19 protein-coding genes are annotated in these 16,417 nt (G+C 64.7%); 7 read left to right on the forward strand and 12 right to left on the reverse strand.

Translation table 11 applies throughout. The features are described 5' to 3' along the window. Window positions 1-36: 36 nt before the first annotated feature. The 12 genes from dhaK to RB623_RS14725 all read right to left on the reverse strand — a co-directional run bounded on the left by dhaK (window position 37) and on the right by RB623_RS14725 (window position 10,050). Window positions 37-1,023, reverse strand: coding sequence for a dihydroxyacetone kinase subunit DhaK (dhaK, locus tag RB623_RS14670; protein WP_308057604.1), 987 nt, complete (start codon window positions 1,021-1,023; stop codon window positions 37-39). 49 nt (window positions 1,024-1,072) lie between these two features. Beyond that, window positions 1,073-1,501, reverse strand: coding sequence for a hypothetical protein (locus RB623_RS14675; RefSeq protein ID WP_308057605.1), 429 nt, complete (start codon window positions 1,499-1,501; stop codon window positions 1,073-1,075). Window positions 1,502-1,503: 2 nt separating this feature from the next. Continuing rightward, window positions 1,504-3,096, reverse strand: a complete 1,593-nt coding sequence (gene ptsP, locus RB623_RS14680; protein ID WP_308057606.1) for a phosphoenolpyruvate--protein phosphotransferase — start codon at window positions 3,094-3,096, stop codon at window positions 1,504-1,506. Further along, complete coding sequence (locus RB623_RS14685) at window positions 3,080-3,382, reverse strand: HPr family phosphocarrier protein (protein ID WP_308057607.1); 303 nt, start codon at window positions 3,380-3,382, stop codon at window positions 3,080-3,082. The genes ptsP and RB623_RS14685 overlap by 17 nt, the downstream gene beginning before the upstream one ends. A 17-nt stretch (window positions 3,383-3,399) precedes the next feature. Next, a complete protein-coding gene (gene dhaM, locus RB623_RS14690; RefSeq protein WP_308057608.1) occupies window positions 3,400-3,789 on the reverse strand; it encodes a dihydroxyacetone kinase phosphoryl donor subunit DhaM in 390 nt (129 codons plus the stop codon). Then, on the reverse strand, window positions 3,789-4,388 hold the full coding sequence (gene dhaL, locus RB623_RS14695; RefSeq protein WP_308057609.1) for a dihydroxyacetone kinase subunit DhaL: 600 nt from the start codon (window positions 4,386-4,388) through the stop codon (window positions 3,789-3,791). The genes dhaM and dhaL overlap by 1 nt, the downstream gene beginning before the upstream one ends. Window positions 4,389-4,402: 14 nt before the next feature. Beyond that, window positions 4,403-5,416, reverse strand: coding sequence for an ABC transporter ATP-binding protein (locus RB623_RS14700; RefSeq protein WP_308057610.1), 1,014 nt, complete (start codon window positions 5,414-5,416; stop codon window positions 4,403-4,405). Further along, complete coding sequence (locus RB623_RS14705) at window positions 5,409-6,506, reverse strand: ABC transporter ATP-binding protein (RefSeq protein ID WP_308057611.1); 1,098 nt, start codon at window positions 6,504-6,506, stop codon at window positions 5,409-5,411. The genes RB623_RS14700 and RB623_RS14705 overlap by 8 nt, the downstream gene beginning before the upstream one ends. A gap of 4 nt (window positions 6,507-6,510) precedes the next feature. Beyond that, window positions 6,511-6,717, reverse strand: a complete 207-nt coding sequence (locus RB623_RS14710; protein WP_308057612.1) for a hypothetical protein — start codon at window positions 6,715-6,717, stop codon at window positions 6,511-6,513. Next, the gene (locus tag RB623_RS14715) at window positions 6,714-7,661 is read right to left on the reverse strand and encodes a carbohydrate ABC transporter permease (protein WP_308057613.1); all 948 of its coding nucleotides are present in this window, start codon (window positions 7,659-7,661) and stop codon (window positions 6,714-6,716) included. The genes RB623_RS14710 and RB623_RS14715 overlap by 4 nt, the downstream gene beginning before the upstream one ends. Beyond that, on the reverse strand, window positions 7,658-8,590 hold the full coding sequence (locus tag RB623_RS14720; RefSeq protein WP_374121680.1) for a carbohydrate ABC transporter permease: 933 nt from the start codon (window positions 8,588-8,590) through the stop codon (window positions 7,658-7,660). Before RB623_RS14720 ends, RB623_RS14715 begins: the two co-directional genes overlap by 4 nt. 128 nt (window positions 8,591-8,718) lie before the next feature. Then, a complete protein-coding gene (locus RB623_RS14725) occupies window positions 8,719-10,050 on the reverse strand; it encodes an ABC transporter substrate-binding protein (protein ID WP_308057615.1) in 1,332 nt (443 codons plus the stop codon). Between the two features lie 306 nt (window positions 10,051-10,356). On the opposite strand from RB623_RS14725, the gene RB623_RS14730 reads away from it, so the two are divergent. The 7 genes from RB623_RS14730 to RB623_RS14760 all read left to right on the forward strand — a co-directional run bounded on the left by RB623_RS14730 (window position 10,357) and on the right by RB623_RS14760 (window position 16,415). Next, the gene (locus RB623_RS14730) at window positions 10,357-11,178 is read left to right on the forward strand and encodes an AraC family transcriptional regulator (RefSeq protein ID WP_308057616.1); all 822 of its coding nucleotides are present in this window, start codon (window positions 10,357-10,359) and stop codon (window positions 11,176-11,178) included. 120 nt (window positions 11,179-11,298) lie between these two features. After that, complete coding sequence (locus RB623_RS14735; RefSeq protein ID WP_308057617.1) at window positions 11,299-11,742, forward strand: SRPBCC family protein; 444 nt, start codon at window positions 11,299-11,301, stop codon at window positions 11,740-11,742. A 30-nt stretch (window positions 11,743-11,772) separates the two neighbouring features. After that, on the forward strand, window positions 11,773-12,570 hold the full coding sequence (locus RB623_RS14740; RefSeq protein ID WP_308057619.1) for an FAD binding domain-containing protein: 798 nt from the start codon (window positions 11,773-11,775) through the stop codon (window positions 12,568-12,570). Window positions 12,571-12,651: 81 nt separating this feature from the next. Next, window positions 12,652-13,134 carry a 2Fe-2S iron-sulfur cluster-binding protein gene (locus RB623_RS14745; RefSeq protein WP_308057620.1) on the forward strand — a complete coding sequence of 161 codons (483 nt, stop codon included), beginning with the start codon at window positions 12,652-12,654 and terminating at the stop codon, window positions 13,132-13,134. Between the two features lie 13 nt (window positions 13,135-13,147). Beyond that, entirely contained in the window at window positions 13,148-14,512 is a 1,365-nt protein-coding gene (locus tag RB623_RS14750; protein ID WP_308057621.1) for a xanthine dehydrogenase family protein molybdopterin-binding subunit, read from the forward strand. A 3-nt stretch (window positions 14,513-14,515) separates the two neighbouring features. Next, entirely contained in the window at window positions 14,516-15,520 is a 1,005-nt protein-coding gene (locus RB623_RS14755; protein WP_308057622.1) for a molybdopterin cofactor-binding domain-containing protein, read from the forward strand. A 16-nt stretch (window positions 15,521-15,536) separates the two neighbouring features. Further along, the gene (locus RB623_RS14760) at window positions 15,537-16,415 is read left to right on the forward strand and encodes a MoxR family ATPase (RefSeq protein ID WP_308057623.1); all 879 of its coding nucleotides are present in this window, start codon (window positions 15,537-15,539) and stop codon (window positions 16,413-16,415) included. Window positions 16,416-16,417 lie beyond the last annotated feature (2 nt).

Raw genomic sequence — 16,417 nt, forward strand, 5'->3', positions numbered from 1 at the left:
CTTCGCGGCGTGCCGTCAGGCTTGGCAGCGTGGTCCTCACATGCCCCAGCGCAACGCTGCCGTATGCACCGGCGCGTCCCATAGGCGCGCCGCCTCGTCGTCCAGCATCGACAGCGTGATCGAGCAGCCGGCCATGTCGAGCGAGGTCACGTAGGAACCGACCAGCGAGCGCGCGATGGTAATGCCGCGTTTCTCGAACTGCCGGCGCGCGCTGTTGTACATGAGATAAAGCTCCATCGATGGCGTGCCGCCGAAGCCGTTGACGAAGAGCAGCGCGTTGCCCCTGGCGGCCGCGCCGAGATCACCGGCGATGGCTTCGCAGATTTCTTCGGCGATAGCGTCGGCGGAAGCGACTTTCGCGCGGCGGCGGCCGGGCTCGCCATGGATGCCGACGCCGAATTCCATCTCGTCGTCGCCGATCTCGAAGTTGGGCTTGCCGGCGGCGGGCACGGTGCAGGAGGTCAGCGCCACCCCCATCGATCGCGTCGCCCGGTTGACCCGGTCGCCGAGCTCCTTGAGGTCCTTCAGCGCCCGGCCTTCCTCGGCCGCCGCGCCGACGATCTTTTCCACCACAAGCGTGCCGGCGACCCCGCGCCGCCCGGTCGTGTAGAGCGAATCCTCCACCGCCACGTCGTCATTGGTGACGACCTGCATGACGCCTTCCGACATTTCCGCCGCCATGTCGAAGTTCATCACGTCACCCTCGTAATTCTTGACGATGAACAGGCAGCCGGCGCCGGTGTTCACCTCGGCGGCCGCCTCCATCATCTGGTCGGGGGTCGGCGAGGTGAAGACCTGGCCGGGGCAGGCCGCGTCGAGCATGCCGAACCCGACCAGCCCTCCATGCAGCGGCTCGTGGCCGGAGCCGCCGCCGGAGATCAGCGCCACCTTGCCGGGCTTCAGCGCCTTGCGCCGGATGAATTTGTGCCCGCCGCCCAGCGAAAGAATGTCGGAATGCGCGGCGGCGAACCCGTCGAGGCTCTCGGTGAGCACCGTGTCGACCGCGTTGATGAATTTTTTCATTTTTTCCTCCTCCGGTTGCCGGGCCTGCGACGGTCTGGTTTCGGCTGCGCTAACCGCTCTTGCCGGCGATGCTGGTAATCTTGTGGATGAACTCGTTGATGGCGCGGTCGAGTGCGGCGTTCTGCCTGTCGTCGCCGAGGTCGGGCACGACCAGCGAGATGTGGCGGCTGCGCCGCAGGCCGGAATCGTGGGACGCTTTCCCGGGATGCGCGGCGTGATAGGCCGCGAGAAAGGCGTCGCGTTCCTGGCCGCTGAAATGGCAGACGGAAAAGATCGCCTGCAGATGTTTCGACGGGATCGGCGTCGAATAGGTTGGGCTGGTGATCTGGGTGACGAAGCTGCGGTGTTTGCCGAGCGTATCGGCCAGCCGTTGTCGTGTGCCGGACGGGCGCTGGTCGATGACGGTGGACAAAATGGTCTTGTAGGCGCGGATCGCCGCCTCGGCGTCCTTCGGCTCGGGCTGCGGTCGCTTCGCCATTGTCAGAGGGAAACACCGGCAACCGCCGTCTTGGCGAGCGCCAGCTGCGCGGGCACGACCGAGAGGTCGCGCAGGCCGGCTTCCAGCAGGGCGGGAATGGCGGCTGGATCGCCGCCGGCGTCGCCGCACAGGCTGACCGGAATGCCGTCTTTTTGCCCGAAGGCTGCTACGGAAGCGATCAGCCGCAGCACCGCCGGATTATGCACGGAATTGAGCGCCGCCACCGCCGTGTTGTCGCGCGCCGCTGCCATAACGTACTGGGTGAGATCGTTGGAGCCGATGGAGAAGAAGGCGACATCGCTGAAAAGCTCCGGCGCGATTGCCACCGATGGCACCTCGACCATGATGCCGAGCGGCGGCATGGCGTACTCGATCCCGGCCTTGGCCAGACGGTCCGCCTCCTCCGCGAAAAGCGCGGCGGCAAGGGTGTATTCCTCCGGCACCGAGATCATCGGAAACATGACCTTCAGGTTGGCGTGGACGGCGGCTCGCAGCAGCGCGCGTATCTGCACGCGAAAGATTTCCGGCCGCGCCAGCGACAAGCGGATACCGCGCAGGCCGAGGAACGGATTGCCTTCTTCCACCGTGTAACCCGGCACCGGCTTGTCGCCGCCGGCATCGACGGTGCGGATCGTGACCGGCTCGCCGGCCGCCCATTCCAGCACTTTTCGGTAGGCGCGGTACTGCGTCTCCTCGTCCGGCAGCCCTTCCGACTTGCCGAACAGGAATTCCGTGCGCATCAGCCCGATGCCGTCGCAGGTGGCGACGTCGATGCGTTCGACGTCGGATGGGTCGGCGACGTTGATCAGCACGCGCACCGGCGTTCCGTCGGCGGTCGCGGCTGGCTTCGCCGAGTTTTCCTCCGCAGCGCGCCAGCGCGCCGCGAAAGCCTCCGCCGCCCGGTGGAAAAGCGCCTCGGCCTCGTCGCCCGGACCGAGCAGGACGTGGCCGTGCTCCGCGTCGAGAAAGACGGGAAGATCGAAATCGCTCGGCACCGGCCCGAGGCCGACCACCATCGGCACGCCGCGCGCCCGGGCCAGCATGGCGACATGGCTTGCCGAACTGCCTTTCGCCAACGCGATGCCGCCGCCTTGCGACCAGTCGACCGCGAGAAAACGCGTCGGGGCGATGTCGTCGCCCACCAGGATCGCACCGGACGGGACCGCGAGATCGCCCGCCGGCGCCAGCACATCGAGCACCTGCTGGCGGATGTCCCTCAGGTCGGCGGAGCGGGCGCGGAAATAATCGTCCTCGGAGGCCTCGTAGCCGGCGATCTCGACGTCTAGCGCATCAAGCCATGCCCGGTCGGCGAGCGCGCCGTCCTCGATCGCGGCGAAGGCGGGTGCGGCGAGCGATTCGTCGGCGAGCATGGCAAGCTGGAACTCCAGCATGTCGGCCGCCTCGCCAAGCATTTGCGTAGCGAGCGCAGCCAGTTGCTCGGATGCGCCCTCGATGGCGATAGCGAGCGCGCGTGCCTCCGCAGCAGGCGACCCCTTGGCGGCATAGGCTTTCGTTCCGGCGTCCAGGCCCACCATCGGGCCTTTCGCATAGCCGTGCGAAGCGGGGATTCCGGTGAGCCTATGCGGTCCGGACATGGGCGTCGGCCTCGTCGAAATCGCGCTCGACCAGCGCGACCAGCGCGTCCACTGCGAGTTCCGCCTCATCGCCGCTGGCGCGCAGGTGGAGCACTGTGCCTTTGGGCGCCTTCGCCGCCATCACCTTGACGATGCTCTTGGCGTCGAACCACGGCCCCTCCGGCGCCAGCGCCATCTCGATCGCGGCGGGGAACGACTTCGCCAGTTTCGTGAACTTCACCGAGGGTCGGGCATGCAGGCCGACCTCATGCGTGATCTCAACCGCTTTTTGTGCGAGCGCCGTCATCAAAAATTCCGATCCATTCAAGCCGGCGCCAGTTCGTGCGCCGTCGCCACGACTTCCCTAAGCGACGCTCCTCCCGAAGCCTCCGTCGCAGCCATCACCGCGCCCTCGACGATCGGCGCGTTGCAGACAACGATCCGATTCGCCCTAGGTTCGCCAATCATTTCGATCGCCATCTCGCTGTTGGTCTCGGCGCCGCCGAGATCGACCAGGATGGCGACGCCGGCTTCCGACCAGGCGCGGTCGATGGCCTGCATGATCGCTTCCACGCTGGTGCCGAGCCCGCCCTCCGGATTACCGCCGCACCAGGCGAGCGGCACCTCGTCGCCCACCATCTGGCGCACCATGTCGGCGGTGCCTTCGGCGACCTTGGCCGAATGCGAGACGATGACGATGCCGACATTTTTCATCAGCCGCGCTCCAGGGTTTTGGTGATGGCGCGCACGATCAGCGCCGAGGAACGCGCGCCGGGGTCGACATGGCCGATCGAGCGATCGCCGAGGAAGGACGCACGGCCGCGGATCGCCTTCAGCGGCTTGGTGGCTTCGGCGGCCGTGTCCGCCGCGTCGGCGATTTCGGCGCCGGTCCGGCCTGCGGCAAGTGCTGCCTGCACGGGATAGAGCACGTCGAGCATGGTCTTTTGCCCCGCCTGCGATTTTCCGCGCGCCGCCACCGCATCGACGGCCTTGCCGAAGGCCGCGGCCAGTTCGGTGCGGTCGGGCTCGGTGGGCAGTTCCTTGCCGAGGGTGAGGAACAGCGTGCCGAACAGCGGACCGGACGCGCCGCCAACGGTCATGACCAGCTTCGTGCCAATGGCTTTCAGCGCATCGGGCAGAGGTTTTTCGGCAAGCGCCACGCTCTCGGCGCGCACCGCCTCGAAGCCGCGCTTCATGTTGAGGCCGTGGTCGCCGTCGCCGATCGCCTGGTCGAGCGCAGTCAGTTCCTCGGCATGCGCCGACACCGTGTCCGCGACGGCCGCGATCAGGGCTGAGAGGTCGATCCTGCTCATGGTCTCATCCACACTCATCCCCCGATCCTGTTGCCCGCACCGTCGAAATAAAGCGGCGCGCGGAACCGCACGGTCACGCGGTCGCCCTTCTGGAAGGCTGTGTCGGGGTCCGTCAAGGTCACCAGTTTGCGGTCGCCGACGGTCAGATGCAGGTGGTTCTGGTCGCCGAGATGCTCGATCCAGTCGACTGTGCCGTCGGCGTGGCCGTTCGCCACTTTTTCGATCGTCAGGTGCTCGGTGCGCGCGCCGACCGTCTTGGTTCCCGCCGGCGCGGCGTCCGGCAGCAGGCCGGCCGGCAGCAGGTTGATCGCCGGCTGCCCGAGCCGCGCCGCGACATGCAGGTTGGCGGGCTGGGTGTAGATTTCGCGCGGCGTGCCGATCTGCACCAGCTGCCCCTCAGCCAGAATACCGATGCGGTCGGCCATGGTCATCGCCTCGATCTGGTCGTGGGTGACGTAGAGCAGGGTGGAGCCCAGTTCCGTCTGGATGCGTTTCAGTTCCAGCCGCAGGTCGGCGCGCAGTTTTGCGTCGAGCGAGGAAAGCGGCTCGTCCATCAGGTAGATGGCGGGCCGCCGCACCAGTGCCCGGCCGATGGCGACGCGCTGCATCTCGCCGCCGGACAGCCGCGTCGACTTGTTCTCCAGCTTGTGGTCGATGCGAACCAGTCTGGCGATCTCGGCGACGCGCGCCTTGATCTCGGCCTCGGATCGCTTCCGCGTCGGCGAGCGTAGCGGGAAGGCGAGGTTCTCGTAGACGGTAAGATGCGGATAAAGCGAGTATTGCTGGAAGACGAAGGCGACGTCGCGCACCGCCGGCTCCAGTTTGGTGACGTCGCGCCCGGCGATCACGATTGAACCTTGTTCGGGCCGCTCCAGCCCAGCGATGAGCCGCAGCGTCGTCGTCTTGCCAGCGCCGGTCGGACCGAGCAGCACGACGAACTCGCCATTGGCGATGTGGAGGTTGAGTTCGGAGACGGCCTCGGTCTCGCCGAAGCGTTTCGTGACGCTGCGCAGCGATATATCAGCCATGCGCCGCCCCCTCATGCAGTCCGGTGCGGACGGCGCGGCCGGATTGCCGCTCGAACAGTGAAACCCGCACCGCGTTGAAGGCCAGTCCCACCGGCTCGCCGGTCCGCAGCTGGATCTCCGCCGGCACACGCGCCTTGACCATTCCGCCGGCCGTCTCGACCGCCACGATCTGCGTCGTGCCGAGATATTCGGTGCCGTAGATCGCGCCGCGGAGTTTTGAGGCATCGTCGAAACGGATGTGTTCCGGCCGGACGCCGAGCGCGAACTCCGCCGAAGAAAAGTCCTCGCAGATTTCAGGCACCGAAACGGTCGCGCCCTGCACGACGATTTCCTTCGTCCCCCTGCGCAGCCCGCTTTCGAATTTCAGGAAGTTCATGGGCGGCGAACCGATGAAGTCGGCGACAAACATCGATGCGGGCCGGTCGTAGATCTCCTTCGGTGTGCCAAACTGCTCGATAAAGCCTTGATTCATCACAGCAATCTTATCGGCCATCGACATGGCTTCCAACTGGTCGTGCGTAACGTAGACGGTGGTGGCGCGGATGCGGTTGTGCAACTCGCGCAACTCGTGGACCATCACGTCGCGGAATTCGCTGTCGAGCGTGCCGAGCGGCTCGTCCATGAGGAAACATTTCGGCCGCCGCACGATGGCACGGCCGAGCGCCACGCGCTGGCGGTCGCCGCCGGCCAGTCCCGACACCGGCCGGTCGAGCAGATGGTCGATGCGCAGCAGTTTGGCCGTCTCCTCGACGCGCTGGCGGATTTCGGCCTTTGGCATGCCCTGAGCAAGCAGCGGGAAGCCTATGTTTTTCCTGACGTTCATATGCGGATAGAGCGCGAAAAGCTGGAACACGAAGGCGATATCGCGCTCGCGGGCGCGCAGCATGGTGACGTCCTCGCCGTCAAGCAGGATCTGCCCGCCGGTCGGCAGTTCGAGCCCGGCGATCATACGTAGCGTCGTGGTCTTGCCGCAGCCCGACGGCCCGAGCATGACGAAGAATTCGCCGTCCTCGACGACGAAGTTGGAATCCTGGACCGCGATGAACGATCCGAATTCCTTGCGAAGGTTCTGCACGCGGATTTCGGCCATCGTCCTATTCCGGGAATTTCGAGACGACGATGAACATGACGGTGCCGGCGAGCATGGTGACGAACGACCAGGTGTAGAGCGTGATCGCGAAGGGCTGGAACAGCATCAGGAAGCCGAGCCCGATCACCACGGTCGCGATGTTTTCGAGCAGGCCCCTCCGTAAAATGCGGGGCCAAGCCGAGCGGCGTTTCTTTGTCGTGACTGCGCTCATTTCCGCACCGCCCCGAAGGTTATCCCGCGCAGCAATTGCTTCCGCAAAAGGATGGTGAAGACCAGGATCGGCACGAGGAAGATCGTCGTGCCGGCGGCCACGGCCGGCCAGTCCTGCCCGCCTTCGCCGATGATGGTCGGGATGAAGGGCGGGGCGGTCTGCGCCGTGCCGGAGGTAAGCAGCGCGGCGAACGCGTATTCGTTCCAGGCGAAGATCAGGCAGAAGATGGCGGTGGCGGCGATGCCGGTCGTGGCCTGCGGCAGCACCACGCGCCAGAAGGCCTGCAGCCGCGTGTAGCCGTCGATCATCGCGGCCTCCTCGTATTCGCGCGGGATCTCGTCGATGAAACCCTTGAGCAGCCACACCGCGAGCGACACGTTGACGGCGGTGTAGAGCAGGATCATGCCGAGCGCCGTGTCGGAGAGGCCGATCTCGCGGTACATGAGGTAGATCGGGATGGCGACGGCGATCGGCGGCATGAAGCGCGTCGACAGGATGAAGAACAGCAAATCGTCGGCCAGCGGAACCTTGAAGCGCGAAAAACCATAGGCGGCCAGCGTGCCGAGGAACACGGCAAGGAAGGTCGAGCCGAAGGCTATGACGATCGAGTTCAGGAAACGCGGCAAAAAATTCGACGGGCCGGCGATCACCATGTTGCGCTTGCGTGTGGTCTCGTCGCAAAAACTCGTCGCCGGCGGCAGCGAGTTGATATATTCGGCCGTCTGCCTTGTCCGCGTCGTGAACAGGTTGCAATAGCCCTCGATCGACGGCGTGAAGACCACCTTCGGCGGGTAGGCGATCGAATCCGGCGGCGTCTTGAAGCTGGTGGCGAAGATCCAGAACAGCGGGATCATCGACACGACCGCATAGACGATCACCAGCGTGGCGGCGACGCGCTTGGACGTCGTGCTCGGCTCGACGACGGAATGGGCGGCGGCGCTCATCGGCTCTTCACCCGGTTCAGGACTTTCACGTAGATGTTGGCCAGCCCGAAGACGGCGACGAACAGGATGATGGCGAAGGCGGACGAGAAGCCGGTGCGCCATTTCTCGAAGGCTTCGCGCTTCAGCGTGATCGAGGCGACCTCGGTGGTCGATCCCGGCCCGCCGCCGGTCAAGAGGTTCACCATGTCGAACATCTTGAAATTCTCGATGCCGCGGAACAGCACCGCGAGCATGATGAAGGGTAGCGCCATCGGCAGGGTGATCGACCAGAACTGCCGCCAGTTCGACGCGCGGTCGACTTCGGCCGCCTCATAGATGTAGTCGGGAATGGAGCGCAGCCCGGCGAGGCAGATCAGCATGACGTAGGGCGTCCACATCCAGGTATCGACGATGATGATCGACCAAGGCGCCAGCTTCACATTGGAAAGCATCAGAATGTCGGTGGTCGCGATGCCGGTGAAGAAGGACACGATGTAGGTGAAAAGGCCGATCTGCGGCTCGTAGAGGAAACGCCAGAAATTGCCGACCACCGCCGGCGACAGCATCATCGGCACGAGGATGATGGTCGTCCAGAAGGCGTGACCGCGGAACTTGCGGTCGATCAGGTAGGCCAGCGTGAAGCCGATCAGTGTCTGCAAAAGGATCGTCCAGAAGACGAAATGCGCGGTGGTCTGCATCGCGATCCAGGTATCGGTGTCGGTCAGGATGCGCTCATAATTCTGCAGGCCGATGTTCTTCACCACCTCGTTGGGGCGGTTGGCCCGGTAGTTGGTGAAGGAGAGCTGGATCGCCCAGATCAGCGGAAAGATGTTAATGGCGAGCAGCAGCAGGATGGTCGGCGCGATGAACAGCCAGGCGACCATCCGGTCGGACAGCCCACGGACCGTATTGGCCAGCGGCTCCGGCGTTGCCCGGGCGGCGGCCTCCATGGTCCGATCCAGTAGGGAAGGGTGGGTGTCGGTCACGACGGGCTTTCCGGCGGGCAGGTCTTGCATGATGAGCGGTCTCCGTCCCGCGCCAGACTAACACGGCGCGGGGCGGAGTTGGGAGGACGCGGTTACATCTTGCCGTCGTCTTCGAACACTTCGGTCCAGTCCTTGACCAGGCCGTCGAGCGCTTCCTTGGCCGTGCCCTGGCCGGCGACGACGTAGTCATGGAAGCGCTTCTGCGAGGCCTGGAGCAGCGAGGCGTAGCTGGGCTCGGCCCAGAAATCCTTCACGATCGCCATGGAGTCTAGGAAAGTCTGCGCATAGGGCTGGCTGGCCGCGAAGCCAGGGTCTTCCACGACAGCCTTCAAACAGGAGAAGCCGCCGAGCGACCACCACTTTTTCTGCACATCGGCCGTTGCGAACCACTTGATGTACTGCAGCGCGGCGTCCTGCTTATCTGAGTAGGAAACGACCGAGATGCCCTGGCCGCCGAGCTGGGCGAGCTTCTCGCCGTCCGGACCCGCTGGATTGGCGAAGAAGCCCACTTTCTCGCCGCCCACCATCTCGTCCTTCTGCAGGCCCGGCCATGTGAAGGCGAAGTTCATGTGCAACGCCACCTGGCCGGATTTGAAGGAGTCGATGCCTTCGCCCATGTAGCTATTGGAGGCGCCGGGAGGCGTGCAGCAGTCATAGAGCGCCTTGTAGAATTCGAGGCCCTTCACCGATTTCTCGGAATTGACAAAACCTTCCATCTCGTAGGGCTTGTCCGGGTTCTCGTATTTGAAGCCGAAGGAATAGAGCACGTCCATGACGCCCATGGTGACGCCCTCGGAGCCGCGCTCGGTATAGATCGAGGCGCCGTAGACCTTCTTGCCGTCGACCTCGCGGCCCTGGAAGAATTCCGCAATGTCCTTCAACTCGGCAAAGGTCGCGGGCACGGCCAGATCACGACCGTATTTTTCCTTGAATGCGGCCTGAAGTTCCGGCTTGGCGAACCAGTCCTTGCGATAGGTCCAGCCAACCACATCGCCAAAGGCCGGCAGCGACCAGTAATTCGGCGTGTTCTTTGGCCACTGCGAATAGCCGACGACGGTGGCGTCGACGAAATCGCTCATCTTGATCCCTTCCTTGTCGAAGAAATCGTTGAGCTTGACGTAATGGCCGTTCTCGGCGGAGCCGCCGATCCACTGGCTGTCGCCGATGATCAGGTCGCAGAGCTTGCCCTTGGAGTTGAGTTCGTTGAGGAAGCGGTCGGCGTAGTTCGTCCATGGCACGAACTCGAATTTCATGCCGATGCCGGTCTGCGCGGTAAAATCCTTGGACAGTTCGACGAGGGCATTCGCCGGGTCCCAGGCGGCCCAGCAGAGCGTCAAGTCCTCGGCCTGCGAAACGCCCGTCATGGCCGTCGAGGCGGCAAGCCCCGTAGCCAGGCCGAGCGACACTTTCAATGTCGATTTCATGCCTACCTCCCATTAACGAAACCGTCCGGATGACGGTCTCAAAAAAGACCAGTCCGCCCCTCCCGAGGGCGCCCACACGCATCACGGCGTGTTGAGTAATTTTGTTTAGTTGAAGCAGAATTTACTAAACACGCAAGGGGTAAAATGTGCTGCGCTGCACAAAGATTTCCGCAGGGTCATCTTCGAGTGGCGGGCGGCGCGACAAGCGCACGGCGCTCTTGACGGTCCCTCCGAGCGGCATCAAGATTTGCGGCAAAAAGAAATCAGAGCCACGCATCGGATGAAACGAAGCTCTGGGAGGAAATGATGTCGAGCTCGATCAGGCTCTTCCGGGGCACGTTCGGCCATGTCTCCATGCTGAACGTCAGCAGCAATTTCGTCACCCATGCCCATGCCGAGGCTCACATCATCATCTGGCTGGACGGCGTCGCCGGCGAGATGACGATCGGCGGCGACGTTGTGAGCCTCGGCGCCGGCATGGCCGCCTGCATCAATTCGTTCCAACCGCACAGCCACGCGCTGTCGGATGGCGGCGCGCCGGGCCGTTTCCTCGCCTTCTACATCGATCCCGACTGGGCGCGCCGCCGATTGGGATTGCCGCCGAAGGTGCCGCTGTTCGCCATGCCTGCACTGCCGCTCGACGGCTGGCTCTACCGCGCGGCGGTGAGCCTCTACGACGAACTCAACGACGGCGCCGGCGACGAATTGGCGAGCTACGAGACCGAGCGGCTGGTGGACAGCCTGATCGACGCCGCCGACATGGCGCGGCCCCGCAAGGTGCCGGCCGGCGCGGGCGCCTTGCTGGACCACCGCGTGCGCAAGGCCATCGAGTTGATGAAAACCAACGTCTGCGAGCGCATCTGCTTCGATGATGTGGCGAGGAGCGTCGGCCTGTCTCGTCCGCATTTCTTCGCGCTGTTCAAGGAGCAGACCAATCTGACACCCAATGTCTACTGGAACACTTTGCGCATGGAGGAGGCGCTGAAACAGCTCCAGTCGCAGGATTCGCTGACCTCCGTCGCCTGCAACCTCGGCTTTACCTCGCAGGGCAATTTCACTCGCTTTTTCCGCGACCATGCCGGCGTGCCGCCGACGCTCTATCGCGAGGCGGCGCGGGCGACGGCGTAGCATTCCGGTCGCATGCGCGTTTTTCAGACGCATCGATAAGCGCCCAAGACTGATTGATAAGCGCAGGCTGATCATCAGGCATAACCTCCTCCCCAACGTGCAATCTGGGAGGAGCGCCGCATGGCGAAAGTCAGGATTTCGAGTGTCATCGACGCGCCGGTGGAAAAGGTCTGGGCGCGCATCCGCGACTTCAACGGCCTGCCCGCCTGGCATCCGCGCATGGTCGAGAGCCATATCGAGGACGGCAAGGCGGCGACCGACATCGGCGCCGTGCGCAACTTCAAGGTTGCCTCGGGGGCGACCATCCGCGAAAAACTCGTCGCGTTCTCGGACGGCGATCATTTGACCACCTATTCGATCATCGGCCATCCCGCCCCCATCTCGAGCCATACGTCGACGCTGAGGCTGGAGCGCGTCACAGATGGCGACCGCACCTACGCGGTCTGGACGGCGGAGTTCGACGCGCCGGCCGACAAGGCGGACGATATCGCCAAGGGCATGGGTGAAAACGTCTTCCAGGGCGGGTTCAATGCGCTGAAGAACCATTTCGCCGGCAACGGCTGACGTTTTCGCGGCCGGCTCGGGGAGGAAACGATGCCGCTTGCACTCAAGACATTTGCGACTCTGAACGACGCGGACGCGGCGCTGAAAGCCGCCGGTGCGCGTTATCTCGGCGGCGGCACGCTGGTCGTGCGCGCCGCCAATGAAGGCGACGTGTCACTCACCACCTTTGTCCGCTCGACCGATCCGGCCCTGTTCTCGATTTCTGTCGAGGGCGGCCGGGCGACTATCGGCGCCTCGGTGACCATGTCGACAATCGCGCGCCATCCTGATCTCGCCGCTATTGCACCGGCGGCGCGCGCCGTCGGCGGGCCGGCAATCCGCAACATGGCGACCGTCGGCGGCAATCTGTTCGCGCCGGCGCCATATGGCGATTTTGCTGTGGCGCTGCTGGCGCTGGACGCCGAGGTTCTGGAGGGCGACCAGGCGACGCCGATCGACGCCTTCTTGAAGGCCCGGGACGCCGCGGCTGGCCGCATCGTCAGCGCGGTGCGTTTCGACGTGCCGGAGCCGAAAAAATTCCGCTTCGTCAAGGTAGCGAGGGTCAAGCCGAAGGGCGTGTCGGTGCTGAGTATCGCGGTTTTACTCGACGAGGCGAGCGACGGCACCATCCGCGCCGCGCGCATCGCGCTGGGCTGCATGGCCAACCGGCCGATGCGGGCGGCTGCTGCCGAGCAGGCGCTGGTCGGTCGTCAACGCACTGCGGAGGGCATCGCGCCGGCGCTCGCCGTCGCTGGCGAGGGCACCGCGCCGATCACCGATGCCATCGCCAGCGCCTGGTATCGCGCCGAGGTTCTGCCGGTGCATCTCGGCCGGCTGCTGCTGTCGTAAAGCCTGTCCGAAATCGACGGGCCTAAAGGGAATCGCCGGAGGAGCGCCGCCCGCATGGGAGTGGCGCGGGAGGAAAAAAGAATGGCGAAGGTACCCATCCAGTTCGTGCTCAACGGCGACGAGAAGGCCGAGTTCGTCGAGAGCGGCTCGACGCTTCTGAAAGTGCTGCGCGAAAAACTCGGCGACACCTCGCCGAAGGGCGGCTGCCACCAGGGTACATGCGGCACCTGCTCGGTGCTGGTCGACGGCGAACTCAGGCTGTCCTGTCTCACGCTTGCCGAGACCTGTGAAGGCGCGAGCGTCACCACCACGGCCGGACTGGCGGAGGGCGGCGTGCTGCACCCGTTGCAGCGCGCCTTCCAGGAGGGGTTCGCCACGCAATGCGGCTTCTGCACGCCGGGCATGATCATGGCCGCCAAGGCGCTGCTCGACCGCGTGCCAAACCCGACACGCGAGGAAGTGGTCGACGCCATTTCGGGCAACATCTGCCGCTGTACCGGCTACGAACCGATCATCCGCGCGATCCTTTCGGCGGCGCGCTCCAATTCGCATCACGCGGCCTGAGGAGTTTTCCGCAATGGAACTGCGCAAAAACTACTTCGCCGACGAGCGCAAGGACGATTTGCACGAGATCGGCCAGAGCCGGCCGCGTTCCGACGCGCCGGGCCATGTCACCGGCAAGACCGCCTATTTCGCCGACCGTACCTTTCCGGGGCTGCTGCATCTGAAGATGGTGCGCAGTCCGCATCACCATGCGCGCATCAAAGGCATCGACACGTCGGAGGCGCTAAAGCACCCGGGCGTGGTCAGGGTGCTGACGGCCAAGGACATTCCGCACAATCTCTACACCATCCTGATCCTCATCCAGGTGGGGCCGGAAGACGAATACGTGCTGGCCGAGGACAAGGTGCGCTGGAAGGGCGAGGCGGTGGTGGCAGTCGTCGCCGAGACCGAGCGCGCGGCGCAGGAGGCGGTCGACAAGGTCAAGGTCGACTACGAGGTCTTGCCGGCAGTCTTCGACATGGAGGAGGCGCTGAAGCCCGGCGCGCCGCTGGTCAACGAATTTCATCCCGGCAATTTTTATCTCTACGACAGCGGCGATCACCGCAAGGTCCGGTTCGGCGACATCGAAAAAGGGTTTGCCGAAGCCGACCACGTCCTCGAGCAGACCTATGCGTCGTCGCCGATCGAGCAGGCGCCGACCGAGACCACCGGCTGCGTCGTCATGCCGGAAGGCAACGACCGCTTCACCTGCCACACCAACACGCAGGCAATGTTCTTCACGCTCGACAACACCTCGATCATCCTGCAGATGCCGGGCCACAAGCTGCATATGGTCGGCGGCACGGTGGGTGGCGGTTTCGGCGGCAAGGTCGACGTCATCGTCGAGCCGATTGCCATTCTTGCCGCAAGGCTTACGGGCCGGCCGGTCTCCTTCATCTATGGGCGTTACGAGGAGATGCAGATTTCGTCGCCGCGCGCAGCCGAAAAGATCATCATCAAGGACGGCGTGATGAAGGATGGGCGAATCGTCGCCCGCAAGGTGACCGGCTACACCGACGCCGGCGCCTATTCGCGGCACTCGCCCTACGGCGCGCAGAAAGGTGCTGCGCATTATCCCGGCCCCTACACGGTGCCGAATGTCTGGATCGACACCTACTGCGTCTACACCAACCGCACGCCGTCCTCGGCCATGCGCGGCTTCGGCGTAACCATCGCCGACTTTGCGCTGGAGGTGCAGATGGACAAGCTGGCGCGGCTGATCGGCATGGATCCGCTCGAATTCCGCTTTGTCAACGCCTATCGCGACGGCGACATGAAGGCGCATCGCCAGCCGACGACGGGTGCCGCGCTGATCGAGTGCATGCAGGAAGCGTCGCGCGCGGCAAACTGGCCGGTCGCGGAAAAATACCTGCAAATGTCCTCGTACAAGGGAGGCTGAGCGATGGCGATCCGGCGTGGCCGCGGCGTGGCGGCGATCAATTATCCCACCGGCATGAACCTTGGCGGCGATCCCAGCCAGGCGCTTGTGCATTCGACGCCGACCGGCAATTTCATGGTGACGCTGTCCTCCGTCGACCTGGGGCAGGGGCTGAAGCAGGTGATGGCGCAGATCTGCGCCGAGACGATCGGCGTGCCGACTGAGCAGGTGATCATCGACACCGCCGACACCGACACCGGTCCGCACTGCATGGGCACCTTCGCCTCGCGCGGCACACATCGCATCGGCAATGCGGTAGTGCAGGCGGCGCGCGAGGCGCGGCAGGTGATGCTGGAAGTCGCGGCGGAAGCGCTGGAGGTGAACGCCTCCGACCTTGAGACAGACGGCACCGGCAACATCCACGTGAAGGGCGCGCCGCAGAAATCCATCTCGATCTTCGACACCGCGCTCACGGCGCATTTCAAGCTCGGGCGCTCGATCTCCGGGCGCGGCATGTTTTTGGTCCCGCGCTCCTATCCGGAGGTGGAAACCGGCGCGATGAAACCGTCCACCTGCTACGCTCATGCCTGCACGGTGGTCGATGTCGAGGTGGACGACGAGACGGGCGAGGTGACGGTCGTTTCGGTGAAGAACGTTTTTGAGATCGGCCGCGCGCTGAATCCAAAAATGGTCGAGCAGCAGCTTGTCGGCGGCTCGTGGATGGGCATTTCGCATGCGCTCTACGAGACGACCGAACCCTATTATCCCAGCCGCGAGCACGGTGGCACGGACTTCAACGAATATCTGATGCCGGGACCGGGCGATCTCGCGGATACCGAGATCATCGTGCTGGAGCGGCCGGCGGCCGACGGTCCGTACGGTGCCAAGGGACCGGGCGAAATGTGTGCCAACCCGCAGATCCCGGCGGTGGCCAACGCGGTATTCGACGCCGTCGGCGTGCGCATCGACATGCTGCCGATCACGCCCGAGCGGATTCTCAGGGCGCTGAAGGAACAGCGGGCGGCGTAGCCCGAAGCAAGGTCCGATGAGCGCATCCGCCGAACAGATCGCAGCCTCGCCGGAAGCCATCGCGGCGGCACTGGAAGATGCCCGCTACATCGCCGACGAAGGTCTTGCCACCGCGGTGTTCCTGGCGATCCGCTTGGGAAAGCCGCTGCTCTTGGAGGGGGCGCCGGGCATTGGCAAGACGGAGGCCGCCAAGGCCATCGCCGCCGTGCTCGGGCGCGATCTCGTGCGGCTGCAATGCTACGAGGGCATCGACGCCGCGCATGCGCTCTACGAGTGGAACTATCAGCGGCAATTGCTTGCCATCCGCCACGCCGGCGACCAGGAGATCGATATCTATGACGACCGTTTCCTGATCGACCGGCCGCTGCTGCGGGTGCTGCGCGCGCCCGAGCGGCGCGTGCTGCTAGTCGATGAGATCGACCGCTCCGATCACGAGTTTGAGGCGCTGCTGCTCGAATTTCTGTCGGATTTCCAGATCAGCATTCCGGAGCGCGGCACGCTGACCGCCGCCAGCCAGCCGATCGTCGTGCTGACCTCAAACCGCACGCGCGAACTTGCGGAAGCGCTGCGCCGCCGCTGCGTCTATCACTGGATCGCCTATCCCGACGCAAGCCGAGAGGCGGCGATCATCATGCTACGTGCCGGCGACGTCGCCGAGGCCACGGCGCACGCGGTGGCCAAGGCGGTCGGCGGCATCCGCGCCCACCCGCTGGCAAAACCGCCCGGCATCGCCGAGGCGGTCGAATGGGCCAACGCTGCGACCATGCTGGAAAAAACCGGAAGTCCCTGGCCGCTCGCCTTCCGCCGCGCCATCGGTGTGCTGATCAAGGACGAGGAGGATCTTTCCTACATCGCGCCCGAACTAGGCAGGATCGTCGAGGAGGCGCTGGGGTGAAC

Source organism: Mesorhizobium sp. LHD-90 (assembly GCF_030929505.1).
Lineage (GTDB): Bacteria > Pseudomonadota > Alphaproteobacteria > Rhizobiales > Rhizobiaceae > Kumtagia.

What these genes read in the sequence shown, in the direction of transcription:
- dhaK (WP_308057604.1), bottom strand. Translation starts at nt 1,023, where the DNA reads ATGAAAAAATTCATCAACGCGGTCGACACGGTGCTCACCGAGAGCCTC.
- RB623_RS14675 (WP_308057605.1), bottom strand. Translation starts at nt 1,501, where the DNA reads ATGGCGAAGCGACCGCAGCCCGAGCCGAAGGACGCCGAGGCGGCGATC.
- ptsP (WP_308057606.1), bottom strand. Translation starts at nt 3,096, where the DNA reads ATGTCCGGACCGCATAGGCTCACCGGAATCCCCGCTTCGCACGGCTAT.
- RB623_RS14685 (WP_308057607.1), bottom strand. Translation starts at nt 3,382, where the DNA reads ATGACGGCGCTCGCACAAAAAGCGGTTGAGATCACGCATGAGGTCGGC.
- dhaM (WP_308057608.1), bottom strand. Translation starts at nt 3,789, where the DNA reads ATGAAAAATGTCGGCATCGTCATCGTCTCGCATTCGGCCAAGGTCGCC.
- dhaL (WP_308057609.1), bottom strand. Translation starts at nt 4,388, where the DNA reads ATGAGCAGGATCGACCTCTCAGCCCTGATCGCGGCCGTCGCGGACACG.
- RB623_RS14700 (WP_308057610.1), bottom strand. Translation starts at nt 5,416, where the DNA reads ATGGCTGATATATCGCTGCGCAGCGTCACGAAACGCTTCGGCGAGACC.
- RB623_RS14705 (WP_308057611.1), bottom strand. Translation starts at nt 6,506, where the DNA reads ATGGCCGAAATCCGCGTGCAGAACCTTCGCAAGGAATTCGGATCGTTC.
- RB623_RS14710 (WP_308057612.1), bottom strand. Translation starts at nt 6,717, where the DNA reads ATGAGCGCAGTCACGACAAAGAAACGCCGCTCGGCTTGGCCCCGCATT.
- RB623_RS14715 (WP_308057613.1), bottom strand. Translation starts at nt 7,661, where the DNA reads ATGAGCGCCGCCGCCCATTCCGTCGTCGAGCCGAGCACGACGTCCAAG.
- RB623_RS14720 (WP_374121680.1), bottom strand. Translation starts at nt 8,590, where the DNA reads ATGGAGGCCGCCGCCCGGGCAACGCCGGAGCCGCTGGCCAATACGGTC.
- RB623_RS14725 (WP_308057615.1), bottom strand. Translation starts at nt 10,050, where the DNA reads ATGAAATCGACATTGAAAGTGTCGCTCGGCCTGGCTACGGGGCTTGCC.
- RB623_RS14730 (WP_308057616.1), top strand. Translation starts at nt 10,357, where the DNA reads ATGTCGAGCTCGATCAGGCTCTTCCGGGGCACGTTCGGCCATGTCTCC.
- RB623_RS14735 (WP_308057617.1), top strand. Translation starts at nt 11,299, where the DNA reads ATGGCGAAAGTCAGGATTTCGAGTGTCATCGACGCGCCGGTGGAAAAG.
- RB623_RS14740 (WP_308057619.1), top strand. Translation starts at nt 11,773, where the DNA reads ATGCCGCTTGCACTCAAGACATTTGCGACTCTGAACGACGCGGACGCG.
- RB623_RS14745 (WP_308057620.1), top strand. Translation starts at nt 12,652, where the DNA reads ATGGCGAAGGTACCCATCCAGTTCGTGCTCAACGGCGACGAGAAGGCC.
- RB623_RS14750 (WP_308057621.1), top strand. Translation starts at nt 13,148, where the DNA reads ATGGAACTGCGCAAAAACTACTTCGCCGACGAGCGCAAGGACGATTTG.
- RB623_RS14755 (WP_308057622.1), top strand. Translation starts at nt 14,516, where the DNA reads ATGGCGATCCGGCGTGGCCGCGGCGTGGCGGCGATCAATTATCCCACC.
- RB623_RS14760 (WP_308057623.1), top strand. Translation starts at nt 15,537, where the DNA reads ATGAGCGCATCCGCCGAACAGATCGCAGCCTCGCCGGAAGCCATCGCG.